Source organism: Paenibacillus sp. FSL F4-0243 (assembly GCF_037963295.1).
Taxonomy (GTDB): Bacteria; Bacillota; Bacilli; order Paenibacillales; family Paenibacillaceae; genus Paenibacillus_AQ.
In genome coordinates this window covers 4,694,537-4,710,067 of record NZ_CP150151.1, presented here as the reverse complement: position 1 = coordinate 4,710,067, position 15,531 = coordinate 4,694,537, and the positions used below count along the sequence as shown (strand labels likewise).

Below are 15,531 nucleotides of genomic sequence, written 5' to 3'. Positions count from 1 at the left end.
AATTGTGCGAATATGCAAAAAATAATGGTAGTGGATGATGAAGAAGTATTACGGATGTTAATCGAGGATACATTGGAAGATTTGGAGAATGTTGAGATTCACACAGCGGAGAATGGGTTGGAAGCTCTAACTAAGCTGTCTACGGATCCTTATGATTTGGTGATTCTGGATTATATGATGCCAGAAATGACAGGGATTGAAGTGCTTCAGCAGCTGGATGAGGAGAAAAAGAAAACTACAGCTATATTAATGTTAACGGCCAAAGCTCAAGATGTAGATCGAATTCGAGCAGTTGAAGCAGGTGCGCGTTACTTCATGCCGAAACCATTTAGTCCGATGGAACTCTTGCAGATTGTGGAGGGGATCCTGAGTGGTGAAGAAAAGTAATGCTAATCACAGCATCAAAAATAAATATTTCCGCATTATTGTATTAGTGTTTTCTTTAATCATTCTTATGGGAACTGTTTTTTTTATTTTCATAAACTATGAGCAAGATGAATTAAGTAGAGAACGTGAAAGTTTGCAGTATAAAGCAGACACGATCAGTGAGATGGCGAGCACGTTAAATGAGGTGTTTTTCCGAGCTAGGGGATTCACTTTGCTTAAGGACGAGAATGAATTAAAGCTCTTAAATGCAGCCCTAGTAAAATTTGATCAAATTCTGGATACGTATTCTAATCTTAATTTATCCGCCGAAGAAGCCTTGTTTAGAGATGGTTTAAAATCATTTTATGTCCAGTATAAAAATAAAACGCTACCGGAAGCGATTCGGCTTGTCGAGGCTGATGATTATGCTGCTTTGAGAGTACTATCCGGAGATGGTATTACTAAATCAGTGAATGATTTTCTAACGTATACGAAAGAGTACAGACAGCGATCCGATGCAGCATTAAATACCATGGCTATGGATTATATCAAACGAGCTAACGAATTCACCTTTATCGCCTTCTTTTTTAGCACGATTATTCTACTGTTCTTTACCTTTATGATCTGGCGGATTCTTAAGAATTTGATTAATCCTATTTTGAAGCTGGAAGGGGCCACTCATTCCTTGGCTGCCGGTGAGGAAATTCTTCTCGGCAAGCTTAAGCATCAAGATGAGATTGGTCGGCTTTATAATGCATTTCTAAATATGGCCAGAAGTATTCAGGACAAAGAAGAAGAATTGATGATGCAGAATGAAGAGCTGCACGCGCAGCAAGATGAACTTCAGGATCAGCAGTACAGACTGCAACGTTCGCTTAGTGAAATAGAGAGTATGATGAAGGCACTCGATCAATCCTCAGCGGTGGGGATCCTTACAGATAAAGGAGTATTTACCTACGCGAATGATAATTTAAGCAAATATACCGGCTATAAAAATTCTGAAATTATCGGTTTTACCTATAAGTTATTTGAACTCTATAATATATCTAGAGAACAAATGCAGAAGATCTTCAACAAATTATATACGGGCGGGGTATGGAGCAATGAACTCCAGATTCTGACTAAAGACGGATTGCCAATCTGGATGCATCTGACTGTCGTGCCGTATCTGAACAATGAGGGTGTGATTTATCAGTACATTTTTATCGCATATGATGTCACCTCTATGAAAAGTGTACAGCTGGAGCTAGCGGAAACGCTGAAGAATACAGAACAGACCAAAAAAATGCTTGAACTTAATAATCAGCTGAATCATGACATTACGTACACCTTAGATAAACATGAATTTGCAGATAAGTTTATTCAGTTCATGCATCACCTGTATTCATTTGATTCGAGTTTCTTCCTTCTTGTAAAAGATAAGATCGCGGCTGTTAAAGGGATTCCTCAGGAAAATGTAGAGCGTTATCTCGATAATGAGAACAATGAAATGTTATATCGTTTGAAGACGGAAAAAACCTATCTGATTAAGCGTCTAGCTACGCAATCGGAACAGGGGATTTCTGCGGATGAGGTCTACTGTTATGATTTTTATACCACTGTTGTAAATGCAGAAGATGAGATTCTAGCTGTATTTTGCGGGACCCGGATTGGACATTCTTTCAGTAAAGAAGAGATTAATGAGGTTCAAGGAATGATGAACCGCGTAGCTCTGGCGATTGAACGTTTGTTCATGTACGAAGAGATTGAACATGGGCGAAAGCTGAACCGCGATATCGTGAATAACGTAAACGAAGGCATTCAGTTCGTGAGTACAGAAGGCGTGATGCTTCAGATGAATAAGGCGCTGTGCAACATCGTTAACTATGACTGGATTGAAGGTACACTGACTCCTAGAAAAGAATGGATGGATTATTTCATCGAACGCTCGAATGAGAACCATGAACTTCGGTCGTTTTTTGAACAGGCAATCTCTGAGGATGCTCTGGAGTCCAGCAGTATGCAATACTCCATTGGAACGGAATCCAAGAAGCATATTGATGTTTATGCGATTCCTGTTTTCCGCCGGGAGCTTAGAATTGGTACATTGTTTGTATATAGAGATATCACTAGGGAGTACGAGCTGGATCTTATGAAATCTGATCTTGTCAGTACGGTAAGTCATGAGCTGAGAACGCCATTGTCGAGTGTATTAGGATTCACGGAACTGCTATTGTCCAAAACCATGAAGCCTGAGAAGCAGCTGAAGTATTTGGAGACGATTCATAAGGAAGCGAAGCGGTTGACTGAGCTTATTAATGATTTTCTGGATCTGCAGAGAATGGAGTCAGGGAAGCAGCAGTATATCACGGAGCATGTAAATCTTAGTGAAATTGTCCTTGGGGTTATCGATCAATATAAACTTAGTAGCACACATCATGTGCTATTGGTGGATGAGGCTCTGAATGCGGAGGTAGATGTGGACAAGGATAAGATCGTCCAAGTTCTAACAAATTTGTTAAGTAATGCGATCAAGTTCTCACCCTCTAACAATGAAGTGAAGGTACTGCTGCATAATGAGCCGGATCATATTATTGTGCGTATCCAGGATAATGGTCTGGGCATTCCAAAGGATCAAATCGGACAGCTATTCCAAAAATTCAGACGAGTGGACAACAGCGCCTCCAAAAGAATTGGTGGAACAGGTCTCGGTCTTGCCATCTGTAAAGAAATTATTGAGAAACAAAAGGGAACCATCGGTATTGATTCGGTAGAGGGTGAAGGGACAACCGTTTGGTTTAGCCTTCCAATCCTTAATGCAGAAGCAAGCCGGCAGCAAGATGAGCTGAATAAATGGAATGCTGATAAAGAGCTCAAACCGAATGTAATGATTGTTGAAGATGATTATAGTCTTTCGTTGCTTTTATCAGAAGAGCTTAAAGGGAAGGGGTTCCGTGTTACCCATCACTATCATCCACAGCAAGCTTTTGATCAAGCCTTGAAAACACCATTTGTTGCGATCGTGGTTGATTTGATGCTTGGTGAAGAACTGGACGGCTGGGATTTGATCCGAATGCTAAAAGAGGATTCGAGAACAGAGAATATTCCGATTGTTATCTCTTCTGCTCTGGATCAATCAGATAAGAACCAATTGAATGATGTGATACAGAAGTATTTGACGAAGCCTTATCCGCCAGGTGAGTTATCAAATACGCTTGAAGAGATTGTGAAGATAAAGACAGGGGTAGGCGAGGTATTATTTCCCGAAAGTAAGAAGGATTTATAGTTTTTATTTATCACAATATTTTATAAATAGTATCATTTTTTATAATGAAACCGATCAAAACAGGGAAAATCATACTGTTTTGATCGGTTTTTACGTACTTTATTGATACTTTTTCAATAATTAACAATTTTTAGGTGAAAATGACTTCATTGATCGTTTACAAATATTGTGATAGCCTGATTTTATGAGGTTCTAAAAAAGGCTCAGATAAATTCAATTGAGGCACGGATCATAACCAGATTTCATGTTTAGGAGAGGTGGATATTGTTGCAACTACAGGTAACGAACAGTCCTTTTAACGAGAATCAAGTCGAGCTTCTCAATCGTCTTCTACCAACCTTAACGGAGACGCAGCAAATATGGCTCAGTGGATATTTGTCCGCGATTGGACGTACTACGGCGGCAGCGCCAGCAGGTGCTGAACTTCAAGTGCCATCGAATAAGATTGGAAATACAGAGGTTGGCGCTGCTGTAACGAGCCAACCAGCAGCCTCACGGGAAGTGACCATATTATTTGGTTCGCAAACGGGGAATTGCCAGCGACTTGCGGGGAGCTTGTCCCGCAAGCTGGAAGAGCAAGGATTTCAGGTCACACTCTCCGCGATGAACAATTTCAAACCTACAGCGCTTAAAAAGGTTGAGAATCTACTTCTATTGGTGAGTACTCATGGAGAAGGTGAACCACCTGATAATGCAAGGATTTTTCATGAATTTCTTTACAGTAAAAGAGCTCCTCAATTAGAGAACCTACGGTTTTCAGTTCTGGCTCTGGGAGACACCTCTTATGAATTTTTCTGTCAGACGGGTAAAGAGTTCGATCAGAGGTTAGAGGAGCTTGGTGGTAAGCGCCTAAGTCCACGTGTAGATTGTGATCTCGATTATGACGATTCCGTTGCCGAATGGTTTGAAGGTGTAATTGGTGCATTAAATGCAAATTTAAATGCTCCAGCCATTGCTGCAAAAGCGGTTCAAGCCGCGGAGGACGCAGAGTCACAAGAACCTCTATATACTCGTAATAATCCTTTTAAGGCAGAGGTACTGGAGAATCTGAATTTGAACGGACGCGGTTCGGACCGGGAGACTCGCCATTTGGAACTATCGCTTGAAGGCTCTAATATACAGTTTGAACCTGGGGATGCACTGGGAGTATACCCAGAGAATCATCCTGAACTGGTGGACGCTATTATTCATACTATGGGCTGGAATCCTAATGATAAGGTTCCGTTTAATAAGAAAGGTGATGAAGGAGCCTTACGTGAGGCACTTCTGCATCATTATGAAATCACTGTATTGACCAAACCTTTGCTGGAGCAAGCGGCAAAGCTGTCTGCTTCAAACAAGCTGAGTGAGTTATTAGCTCCAGACCGTGCTCCGGAGCTTAAAGCGTATATTCAAGGACGCGATCTACTCGATTTGATCCAGGACTTCTCACCGTGGGAAGGTCCAGCCAGCAGTTTTGTGACGATTTTGCGGAAGCTTCCTGCACGGCTATATTCTATCGCCAGCAGTTATAAAGCTAACCCGGATGAGGTTCATCTAACCGTCAGAGCTGTACGTTATGAGGCTCACGGTAGGGAACGTTACGGTGTCTGCTCAGTGCATTGCGCAGAAAGAGTAGAGCCGGGAGATACATTGCCTATTTACATTCAGCATAATCCTAACTTTAAGCTGCCGACTAATCCGGATGCGCCGATCATCATGATCGGACCAGGCACAGGTGTTGCACCATTCCGCTCTTTCCTAGAGGAACGTGGAGAGCTGGGAGCGGAAGGGAAATCTTGGCTGTTCTATGGGGATCGGCATTTTGTAACAGATTTCCTGTATCAGACTGATTGGCAGAGAATGCTAAAGGATGGCGTTCTAAGTAAGCTGGATGTCGCCTTCTCACGTGATACCGAAGAGAAAGTATATGTACAACATCGCATTTTACAAAAGAGTCGTGAGGTTTATGAATGGCTGCAAGAAGGTGCTCATATCTACGTTTGTGGTGACGAGAAGTACATGGCGCATGATGTTCATTCTGCACTGCTTACGGTGATTCAGAGTGAGGGCGGACTGAGCCCTGAAGCGGCAGCGGCTTATCTGGAAGATATGCAACAGACGCAGCGTTACCAGCGTGATGTCTATTAATGGATAGATGGAGTTATCGAATGACTTCGGGGGGAGATAACAACAATGGCAAACAATGAGAAGGTTAAGCCGATCGGCGGGCCTCCAAGTGATGTTGAGCATATTAAATCGGAGAGTAACTATCTGCGGGGTGCATTAGTTGAGACACTAAGCAATCCGATTACGGGTGGTCTGCCTGAAGATGATAATCGGCTGCTTAAATTTCACGGAAGCTATATGCAGGATGACAGAGATTTGCGCAATGAACGGGAACGTCAGAAGCTGGAGCCAGCATTCCAGTTTATGCTCCGCGTAGTTGCCCCAGGTGGTGTAGCTACACCAGAACAATGGCTGGTGATGGATGATCTGGCACAGAAGTATGGTAACGGAACCTTACGTCTGACTACAAGACAGGCATTTCAAATGCATGGCGTTCTCAAATGGAACTTAAAAAAAACCATTCGAAGCATCAATGATACGCTAATGACAACCCTTGCAGCTTGTGGGGATGTCAACCGTAACGTAATGAGCAATCCGAATCCTTATCAATCTGAGGTGCATGCAGAAGTCTATGAATGGGCGCGCAAAGTTAGTGATCATCTATCCCCACGTACTCCCGCTTACCATGAAATTTGGCTAGACGGTGAAAAGGTAGTGGATAGTTTAGGAGATCGGGCAGAAGTTGAACCGATCTATGGTCCGGTATATTTACCGCGTAAATTCAAGATTGGTCTTGCGGTGCCTCCTTCAAATGACGTAGATGTGTTCTCGCAGGATCTAGGCTTCATCGCTATTCTTGAGAATGATAAGCTGGTAGGGTTCAACGTTTCTGTAGGCGGTGGTATGGGAATGACGCATGGCGATACCAGCACGTATCCTCAGCTTGGCCGTATCATTGGTTTTTGCCGTCCTGATCAATTAATCGATGTAGCGGAGAAGACAGTAACGATTCAGCGGGACTATGGAAATCGTTCTGTCCGCAAAAATGCACGGTTCAAGTATACGATTGACCGCCACGGTCTGGAATGGTTTGTCGATGAGCTGCATGAAAGACTCGGATGGCAGCTTGAGGCGGCACGTGAGTACCATTTCGACCATAATGGAGACCGCTATGGCTGGGTGAAGGGTACGAATGGAAAATGGAATTTGACGCTTTATATCCAAAGCGGACGGATTCATGACCAAGAAGGGTACACGTTGATGACTGGACTGCGGGAAATTGCCAAGATTCATACCGGGGATTTCCGGCTTACGCCGAATCAGAATTTAACGATTGCTAACGTAACCACTGCCAAAAAGCGAAAAGTGGCTGAGCTGGCTAAACAGCATGGACTTACGGACGGAGCCCATCTGTCTGCGCTACGACGCAGTTCGATGTCTTGTGTGGCGCTACCAACCTGCGGACTTGCAATGGCTGAAGCAGAACGTTATTTGCCTTCGTTGATTGATAAGCTAGAGCTTGTCCTTGATGAAGCTGGTCTACGCGATGAGGAAATCGTGATCCGGATGACAGGCTGTCCTAATGGATGTGCAAGACCGGCACTAGGTGAAATCTCATTTATTGGTAAAGGTCCAGGCAGATATAATATGTACTTGGGAGCAGGGTTTACAGGAGATCGCTTGAACAAAATGTATAAAGAAAACATAGATGAAAAAGAAATTCTAGAGACGCTGGAGCCAATTCTTCATCGTTATTCGAAAGAACGTCTGCATAGCGAGCATTTTGGAGATTTCGTGATCCGTGCGGGTTATGTCAAAGCGGTTTCGTCAGGTCTTAATTTTCATGACTAATCTAATTTAGACTGAAATGGGTGTCCCAGAGCCTGCATTATGGCTACTGGGACACCTCTTTGTTGGTTGGCCTTACCCTAACCACATTTTTAATAAGAATAAGGGGAGTTTTTTAGTTTCAGACAGGAATAAATATTTTTTTTACATAATGATTTGGATTTCTCGTGTTTTTCTTTCATAATATAAAGGGGAAACTAAATACAAAAGAAGAGCCATTGCCCGAGAGTGATGTGTTCTGTACAGAAGAGGCGATATTATGATTATCATGAAAACGATGGAAGAGATCGAAAAAATGCGTGCGGCGGGAAAAATTCTCGCCGAATGTCATCGTCAAATTGCGCAAATTCTACAGCCGGGAATTACTACCTGGGAGATTGATGAATTTGCAGAAAAATTTATACTGTCTCAAGGAGCAACTCCTGAGCAAAAGGGATATAACGGATATCCGTACGCAACCTGTGCCTCTGTAAATGATGTAATCTGCCACGGATTTCCGAAGAAGGAACCACTTAAAGATGGAGATATAGTAACCATAGACATGGTAGTTAACTTAGATGGCTGGTTGGCAGATTCCGCTTGGTCATATGGGATTGGCAACATTAGTGAGCAGGCGACTAAATTGCTAGACACCACAAAGGAATCTTTATTCCGTGGTATCGAGCAGGCAGTTGCAGGCAACCGTATCGGGGATGTCGCTCATGCTATTCAAGTTTACGCAGAGTCTAATGGTTTTTCTGTTGTGCGTGATTTTATTGGCCATGGGATTGGTTCAGAAATGCATGAAGCACCAGAAGTACCTCACTATGGTCCGGCTGGCAGAGGACCTCGTCTTAAAGAGGGGATGGTATTTACGATTGAACCGATGCTGAATACAGGCAGCTACAGAACAAAAATTGATGCGGATGGTTGGACTGCACGTACCATTGACGGCGGTCTGTCAGCACAGTATGAACATACATTAGCTATCACCCCTCAAGGAACCATTATTCTGACTGAACTATAATTTAGGGTGGAAAATAGACCTGATTAGCTTCATCTTCTCATGATGTTGCTGATCAGGTCTTTTTGTTGTTCAATTAATCAGTTAATCAGTAATGTTGCGAGTATAATATTCAATGATATCTTTTCGACGAATAATTCCGACAAACACGCCTTCTTTATCAATCACAGGGACGAAATTCTGATCTGCAGCGAGCGTCAGCATATCCTCCATTTCGGCATTTATGAGAACGCTCTCGTTATGAACATGCTTCTGGATATCGCTTACTGGAACTTCTCCTATATTGTCAAAAGTTAGACCTGCTGTGTTTTTCAGCTTCCACAATAGATCACCTTCCGAAAGTGTTCCTACATATTTTCCTTCATTATCAATAATAGGGATAGCCGTATAATGGTGCTGCTCTAATTGTTCTAAGGCTTCCAGCATGGATAGTGAGTTAGTGATATAGGCAACTTGATCTTTAGGCAACAAAAAAGAGGATATTTCCATCGGCATGACTCCTTTGTATTGAGATTTTTTTAGTTAGGCTACTTTTATTTAAACATACTTTTTGAAGGGATAGGTGTTTTAAATTTTATTATTTAATTATAGGTGAAAAGACCTATTTAATGATAGTCGTATTTTGTCGATTAAAGATAAGGTATATTATCCTAGAGTGGAGTTGTTCAGATGGCGTTATATCGTAGGCTTTCTTTAACGGTTAAATTTGTTCTGGTAGTAAGTTTAGTTATCATTGTTATCTTTTTCTTTAGTCTAATCGCGAATCTGCTTAATCTGCGAAGTGTGAGCATATCGAACGGTGAACTAGAGGCGGAAGTTGCTGGACGAAGTTATGCGGAAACTATTCAGAATAGTATGGTAGACATAGAGTCGGCAGCAAAGGTATTCACAGAAGTACTGGTTGAATCAAGAGAACATCAAACTTTGAGTCGTGAAGAAGTTATTTCTACAATGAAATCGATGCTTGAGAATAGACCCGAGCTTTTTGCAATTAGTACAGTGTGGGAACCCAATGCCTTCGATCAAAACGATCAGGCTAATATCAATAAGACGCCATATGATGATGGTACGGGGCGTTTTATTCCTTATGTTCTTAGGAATCAAGGTTCAATAACGGTTGAACCCTTAAAGAATTACGATGTAGAAGGTGCGGGTGATTATTACCTTATACCTAAAAAAGAGAAAAAACCGATCTACATTGAACCCTATTCCTATGAGACGACTGGTGGGGCTATAGAGATGATTTCGGTTATGCTGCCCATTTTGGACAAATCGGGCACTTTTCTTGGGACGGTAGGATTTGATGTTTCGTTATCAAAGCTCCAGGAGGACGCTGATAAATATAAACCTATGGGTGGATACGTTTCTCTAATCACGGGTAATGGTAAATATGCAGCTAATCCTAATGATCCAGAAAGTGTACTTAAAGATTTCGGTGATACGGAAGAGAAAGCTGCACTGTGGAGACAAGTGAAGAATGGGAAGACGGTTCAGGGGTACACCAAAAATTCCAAAGGAGCAAATGTACTTCGTATTTTTGTTCCGATTCCACTGCCAAAAAGCGATCAGGTATGGTATGCGCAGACTGCGATTCCTAAAACTACAATCATGGCTGACTACGAACAAACGAAAACAGAATCATTTATCATCATGCTTGTTGGGATGCTGGTACTAGGAATAGTTATAGTCTTTCAATTATGGTTAATGGTGATCAAACCGCTTCGAGTATTATCTGAGAAATTGCAGCTTATGGCTCAAGGGGATTTAACACAAACATTGCAGGTTCGAAATGATGATGAATTCGGTAAGATGTCTTCACATTTTAACCAGATGACACATAAGCTTCGAGAAATGTTTGGACTTGTGGCAGATTTATCGATGTCAGTGGGTGCTACTTCTGAAGAGTTGACAGCGAACGCGGAACAGACAGGGAAAGCTGCTGAACAGATTGCTGTGGCTATTGGACGAGTCGCCGAGGGAGCGCAACTGCAGAATGGTTATGCAGGAGAATCTTCTCTGGCCATGAGCGATCTTAGCATTGGAGTGCAACGTATCGCTGACTCTTCATCAGCGGTGTCTGCATCTGCAGATGAAGTAACCGATCAAACGAAGAGAGGCAGTGCACAGCTTCAAATGGCGGTGAACCAGATGACAGAGCTTAAGCAATCCGTGGACGAGACCAGTCTGGCGATTGAACGACTAGGTGAAAGATCTGTACAGATTAGTGGGATTATTGGTCTGATCTCTAATATTAGTAAACAGACTAATCTATTGGCATTAAACGCAGCAATTGAAGCATCCAGAGTGGGTGAACAAGGTCGTGGATTTGCTGTAGTAGCTTCGGAAATACGGATGTTGGCGGATCAAACGAAACAAGCTGCCGAACAAGTTACTGAATTAGTCGAACATGTGGTCCAAGATACTAATCAAGCCTCACAGGCTATGGCTGTTGGTAATGAGCAAGTACGTATCGGTGTGCAGGGTGTATCTGACAGTGATCTTTTGTTTACATCGATTCTTGCTGAAATGACACAGGTTACAGATCAGATTCAGGAAGTATCTGCAGCTGCACAGCAGATGACTGCTGGTACAGAGCAAATTTCAGCTAGTGTAAAAGTATTATCCGAACTTGCATCAGAAGCGTCCGCAGATTCACAAAGTGTTGCAGCAGCCTCAGAGGAGCAGCTTGCTTCTATGGAAGAAATCTCAGCTTCGACGGAATCCCTCAGCTCAATGGTGCAAGATTTGCTGGACAAATTGTCTTATTTTAAAATTTAAACTGATGTGATATCGTGATTACAGGTGGGAAACCCTGTCCTTTTCTAAAGGATTAGGGTTTTTTCCATTTATTGCATAATCTAAAAGGTATCTACATGCCATCGGATGTGCTATAATCAATATATCGAAAGTAGTTACCTGCTAATTCACATAGCGTAGAGGGTTATTCTTAAGGTGACAATAACCTTGTACCATATGTGAATTTTTATTTTTTTAGAGATTTTGTAAGAGATTTTTTTGGGATAAGAATAACATGTAAATTAAAAAAAGGTGGTAATTATATTATGCAAACAGGAACAGTGAAATGGTTTAACGCAGATAAAGGCTTTGGTTTTATCGAGGTTGAAGGCGGAGAAGACGTATTCGTACATTTCAGCGCAATCACTGGTGACGGATTCAAATCTTTGGATGAAGGACAACGTGTAGAATTTAACGTAGTTCAAGGCAATCGTGGTCAACAAGCTGAGAATGTTGTGAAACTCTAAAGTTGTGAAAAAAATCCCCAAACTTAGTTTGGGGATTTTTTTAAATATAAGAAATTATAAGTTTCACACATTACTTTATGTCTTATATTTCTCGCTTAGTAGAAAGGTGGCGGATGTAAGTGCAGGTGTTTGAAGACTGGAATTTAAAAGTGAAGAAAACCTTTAACGCTACAAGCAATAAAGAAGTATTGACTGTGTCTGAGGCTGGTAGCTTGCTTGGTCTAACTAAAGATCAAATGAAAAGCTATGTAGACCAGCATAAGTTAACTAAAGTTCCGATCATGAGAAGTGTTGTCAGGTATCTTATACTGAAAAGTGAAATCGATACGATTCTGAACAAAATCTAATGTAAGCTCAATAAACTTTGCAGACCCATCCTTGATAGGATGTGGTCTTTTTTTTTGCCTCAAAAATTTCTTATAAATAGAAACTTATCGATCCGATGATCGTCTATAATAATGGGATATTTAGGTAATGGGGGGAGGCATAAGTATAACGTGATGTTCATTAATGGTGAGAAGTCGCATAAACAGAAAGGGTAATTCATTCAAATGAAAAATAAACAGAGCACTCATCCACCTGCTTCATTTGCTTTAAGTAGAATCGAGAAAAAGAAAGTGAAAAAGAATAAAATCAGCAAGAAAATGAAGATTTGGTATTTTTCGATCGCTACCTTACTTCTTGTTGGGCTGGGATCCTTTATTTTCCGTAAAGAACTAATGATTTTTGGGTTTAATAATGTTGTAGCACCCACTATTGAACACACCCTTGAAGAGTCCTATGTGCCGTTGGAAGACACTGAAGAATCTGGATTACAAGCAACGACGGAAAATAAAGACCGTCCTTTCTCTATCCTTCTACTAGGCACCGATCAGCGTGGCAAAGAAAACGGACTATCTGATTCTATTATTTATACAGTTATTCGACCTGTAGACCATAAAGCACTGCTCGTCTCCATTCCCCGTGATTCATATACTGAAATTATTGGAGCAGAAAATATCAAAGGAGCACGAAAAGAAACCAAGATTAATGCAGCGCATTCCTACGGTGGTCCTCAGATGAGTGTGGATACCGTTAAGAATCTACTGAACGCACCTATTGATTACTATGCTACTATTAATTTTAATGGGCTTGTGGGTGTTACAGATGCTCTTGGAGGAGTGGTGCTTCCAATCACCAAGGTGATAGAGAATAAGAGCCCCGATCATGAGAAACTAAGAATTGAGCCGAACAAACCGATCTATTCCGGTAAGGAAGCTTTAATGTATGTAAGATATCGGGAAGATTCTGATTTTAAGCGAACAGAGAGACAACGGATTTTCCTAAAAGCAGCGCTTGATCGGATGAAAAGAATAGATAATATTCTTAATATACAGAACATTATTGAAATTGCTGGCAGTAACTTTAAAACCAATATGAAGTCAGATTTTATTTTGGATTTGGCTAAGAAGGTAATTCTTGAAGGTGGAACCCCTGAAATAACGAGTCATATGCTCCAAGGGGAAGGAAAACATACGGATCAATGGTATTATATACTCGATGAAAATGATGTAAAGCGTACCCATGATATGATTGAGATTTGGCTGAATCCAGAATCTACTGAGGCTGATCTAATAACTGCTTCTAAGGATGATGCTGCATAATATTTTTGCTATTCTATTTTATATTCACACGGAGGTTAGCTTCTATGGCAGTAAAATCAAAGGAGCAAATGATACTCGAATTTAAGTCTCTTATTCCATTCGTGAAATCATTAGAAGAGGTGCCAGATAAACATTGGGATAAGCCCATAGCTACTGGTAAATGGACCGTGAAGGATATTCTCTGTCACCTCATGCTCTGGGATAAATATTTCTATGAAGGTGCTATTAAGAAGATTATTTTGAAAGAACCACTAACAACGAAACATTTGGATTTTAACGAATTTAATGCTAACGCGATTGAGTATGCCAAATTGTTATCCAAGCAAACCTTGATTGAACAATTTGTGCTCTACAGATCTAGAATTTTAGATGCAGTCTCTGGATTATCGGATGAAGAATGCGATTTGGAATATAAGGATGGAGACCGCAAGAAGTTTAGTGTTCGCAAGTATATGAGAAGTTTTATTCCACATGATAAGCATCATAAAAAACAGATTGAACAATTTCTAAAATACATACAGCAAGGTTGAAAGCATGCCTTTTATGGTTTAAGCTTTAGCGCGATTCTGAACCAATTTCATGGATTGGCGAATGAGTATTGGGCCGAACATGCTGCCGGCTGAGGCGGCTATAAAGGAATGTAAGGGAAACCTAATGGCAAAGTAAATGACCGTTCCAGCTACAAAGTCAATAAGAATGAATTTCTTGATCTCGGATAGTGGGATTGTGACGAATACAAATGATTCTTTATTTTTCAAGTGGTTGACCTCCTATTTGATAACGCAGCATATAAATCCACTGTTCATTCTATTTTGAGAACAAGATGTCCCATTCGAAATATTTAGACTAACGGCATAGAAGAGTAAAGGGTGAAGACTCGAATGGATAATCAGGATCATCAAAAAGAGCGGAAACCGCTATTATATATACAGACAGCAAATCATGTTATGGAAGAAATAAGGAAGAGAAAGCTTCAGTCACATGATCTTGTCCCATCTGAAGGGGAGATTGCCAAGTTGTACGGTGTCAGTCGCATGACGGCGAAGCTTGCTCTGCAGATCTTGGAGAAAAAAGGGATCGTTTATCGCCATGCCCGTCGTGGGACATTCATATCTGCTGATTACCAGCATACACATTCCGGTGAACAGATGCTGGAGAAGGTGATCGAGGAGAAGAAACCGATACGAAGGATTGCATTGGTGATTCCTAATATGGATGATTATATCGGTAGAATAATTACTTCCGTCGAAAAAGAAGCGCGTGAAGCGAATTGTCATTTACTCATTCGAATGACTTGGGACAAAGAAGACGAAAGCATATGCTTGCAAGAGCTGTACGATGATCAAGTGGAGGGTATTATTTTATATCCGCGTGGGAGTACGCAGTGCAGTGAGAAAGTATTGGAGCTTAGTCTATTAAACTACCCTCTAGTTATCATTGATCGTATCTTTCGAGAGGTGCAGATTGACTGTGTCTACCATGATCATTACCAAGGGGCTTATAAAACCACCCAGTATTTGATTGAGAAAGGCCATCAGGAAATCGGATATCTTTCAATGGCATTTGATGGTGTGACGAGCAGGGAAGACCGGTATAGAGGTTATCTTCAAGCTATGTTGGATCATGATCTGCCGGTAAACAGTCGAAATATTTACTTGAGCTGCTCAGAAGATTATATGCATCAGTTGAATGCTCCGAATGTGCAGTTGGCGTCGTTTTTAGGTAATAATTCCGCTTTAACGGCAGTCGTATGTGCAGACGACTATATCGCTGCATCATGCTTGTATACGGCAATCTCCATGCAAATATTGGTTCCGGATCATTTGTCTATCATAGGGTTTACCGACATTCAATTGGCAAGCTTGCTGCCGGTTCCATTAACTACAGCAAGACAAGCTACAGAGAAACTCGGACAAGCAGCTGTCCAGCGAGTTGTTAAACGGATGGATAATTCACGTGAAAGGGCGCTAACGATTAAGATTGATACCACCATCGTCGAGCGAAGCTCCGTTAGACCCAACGTTATTAAATAATTCGCTTGTAAATTACCTTTTGAGGCTCTTTCCCCACATTTTTGTGGAGGGAAGAGTTTTT

Annotated in this window: 13 protein-coding genes; 11 read left to right on the top strand and 2 right to left on the bottom strand. The window is 41.3% G+C overall.

The window, feature by feature from the left end; translation table 11 throughout:
* Positions 1–12 precede the first annotated feature (12 nt).
* From NSS87_RS21005 to map, 5 genes are all read left to right on the top strand, one after another.
* Entirely contained in the window at positions 13–387 is a 375-nt protein-coding gene (locus NSS87_RS21005; protein ID WP_076284629.1) for a response regulator, read from the top strand.
* Positions 374–3,631 carry an ATP-binding protein gene (locus NSS87_RS21000; protein ID WP_339242570.1) on the top strand — a complete coding sequence of 1,086 codons (3,258 nt, stop codon included), beginning with the start codon at positions 374–376 and terminating at the stop codon, positions 3,629–3,631. Before NSS87_RS21005 ends, NSS87_RS21000 begins: the two co-directional genes overlap by 14 nt.
* 267 nt (positions 3,632–3,898) lie before the next feature.
* Positions 3,899–5,761, top strand: a complete 1,863-nt coding sequence (locus NSS87_RS20995; protein ID WP_339248628.1) for an assimilatory sulfite reductase (NADPH) flavoprotein subunit — start codon at positions 3,899–3,901, stop codon at positions 5,759–5,761.
* A 45-nt stretch (positions 5,762–5,806) separates the two neighbouring features.
* Positions 5,807–7,531 carry an assimilatory sulfite reductase (NADPH) hemoprotein subunit gene (gene cysI / locus NSS87_RS20990; protein ID WP_339242568.1) on the top strand — a complete coding sequence of 575 codons (1,725 nt, stop codon included), beginning with the start codon at positions 5,807–5,809 and terminating at the stop codon, positions 7,529–7,531.
* Between the two features lie 256 nt (positions 7,532–7,787).
* A complete protein-coding gene (gene map / locus NSS87_RS20985) occupies positions 7,788–8,534 on the top strand; it encodes a type I methionyl aminopeptidase (RefSeq protein WP_042129378.1) in 747 nt (248 codons plus the stop codon).
* Between the two features lie 81 nt (positions 8,535–8,615).
* Here the strand turns inward: map and NSS87_RS20980 are convergent, their stop codons facing one another.
* A complete protein-coding gene (locus tag NSS87_RS20980; protein ID WP_042189973.1) occupies positions 8,616–9,020 on the bottom strand; it encodes a CBS domain-containing protein in 405 nt (134 codons plus the stop codon).
* A gap of 180 nt (positions 9,021–9,200) precedes the next feature.
* Between NSS87_RS20980 and NSS87_RS20975 the strand changes: the two genes are divergently transcribed.
* From NSS87_RS20975 to NSS87_RS20955, 5 genes are all read left to right on the top strand, one after another.
* Positions 9,201–11,309: a methyl-accepting chemotaxis protein gene (locus tag NSS87_RS20975; RefSeq protein ID WP_339242565.1), complete on the top strand. Its 2,109-nt coding sequence runs from the start codon at positions 9,201–9,203 to the stop codon at positions 11,307–11,309.
* Between the two features lie 284 nt (positions 11,310–11,593).
* Positions 11,594–11,794: a cold-shock protein gene (locus NSS87_RS20970; protein ID WP_036685790.1), complete on the top strand. Its 201-nt coding sequence runs from the start codon at positions 11,594–11,596 to the stop codon at positions 11,792–11,794.
* 119 nt (positions 11,795–11,913) lie between these two features.
* Positions 11,914–12,141 (top strand): DNA-binding protein, encoded by a 228-nt coding sequence (locus NSS87_RS20965; protein ID WP_339242562.1) that lies wholly within the window; start codon positions 11,914–11,916, stop codon positions 12,139–12,141.
* Positions 12,142–12,345: 204 nt separating this feature from the next.
* Positions 12,346–13,437, top strand: coding sequence for an LCP family protein (locus NSS87_RS20960; RefSeq protein ID WP_339242560.1), 1,092 nt, complete (start codon positions 12,346–12,348; stop codon positions 13,435–13,437).
* Positions 13,438–13,481: 44 nt separating this feature from the next.
* Positions 13,482–13,967, top strand: a complete 486-nt coding sequence (locus tag NSS87_RS20955) for a DinB family protein (RefSeq protein WP_042189967.1) — start codon at positions 13,482–13,484, stop codon at positions 13,965–13,967.
* Positions 13,968–13,985: 18 nt separating this feature from the next.
* Here the strand turns inward: NSS87_RS20955 and NSS87_RS20950 are convergent, their stop codons facing one another.
* The gene (locus NSS87_RS20950; protein ID WP_042189964.1) at positions 13,986–14,195 is read right to left on the bottom strand and encodes a hypothetical protein; all 210 of its coding nucleotides are present in this window, start codon (positions 14,193–14,195) and stop codon (positions 13,986–13,988) included.
* 123 nt (positions 14,196–14,318) lie between these two features.
* Here NSS87_RS20950 and NSS87_RS20945 point away from each other — a divergent pair, with 123 nt between their 5' ends.
* Positions 14,319–15,470, top strand: coding sequence for a GntR family transcriptional regulator (locus NSS87_RS20945; protein ID WP_339242557.1), 1,152 nt, complete (start codon positions 14,319–14,321; stop codon positions 15,468–15,470).
* Positions 15,471–15,531: the final 61 nt, after the last annotated feature.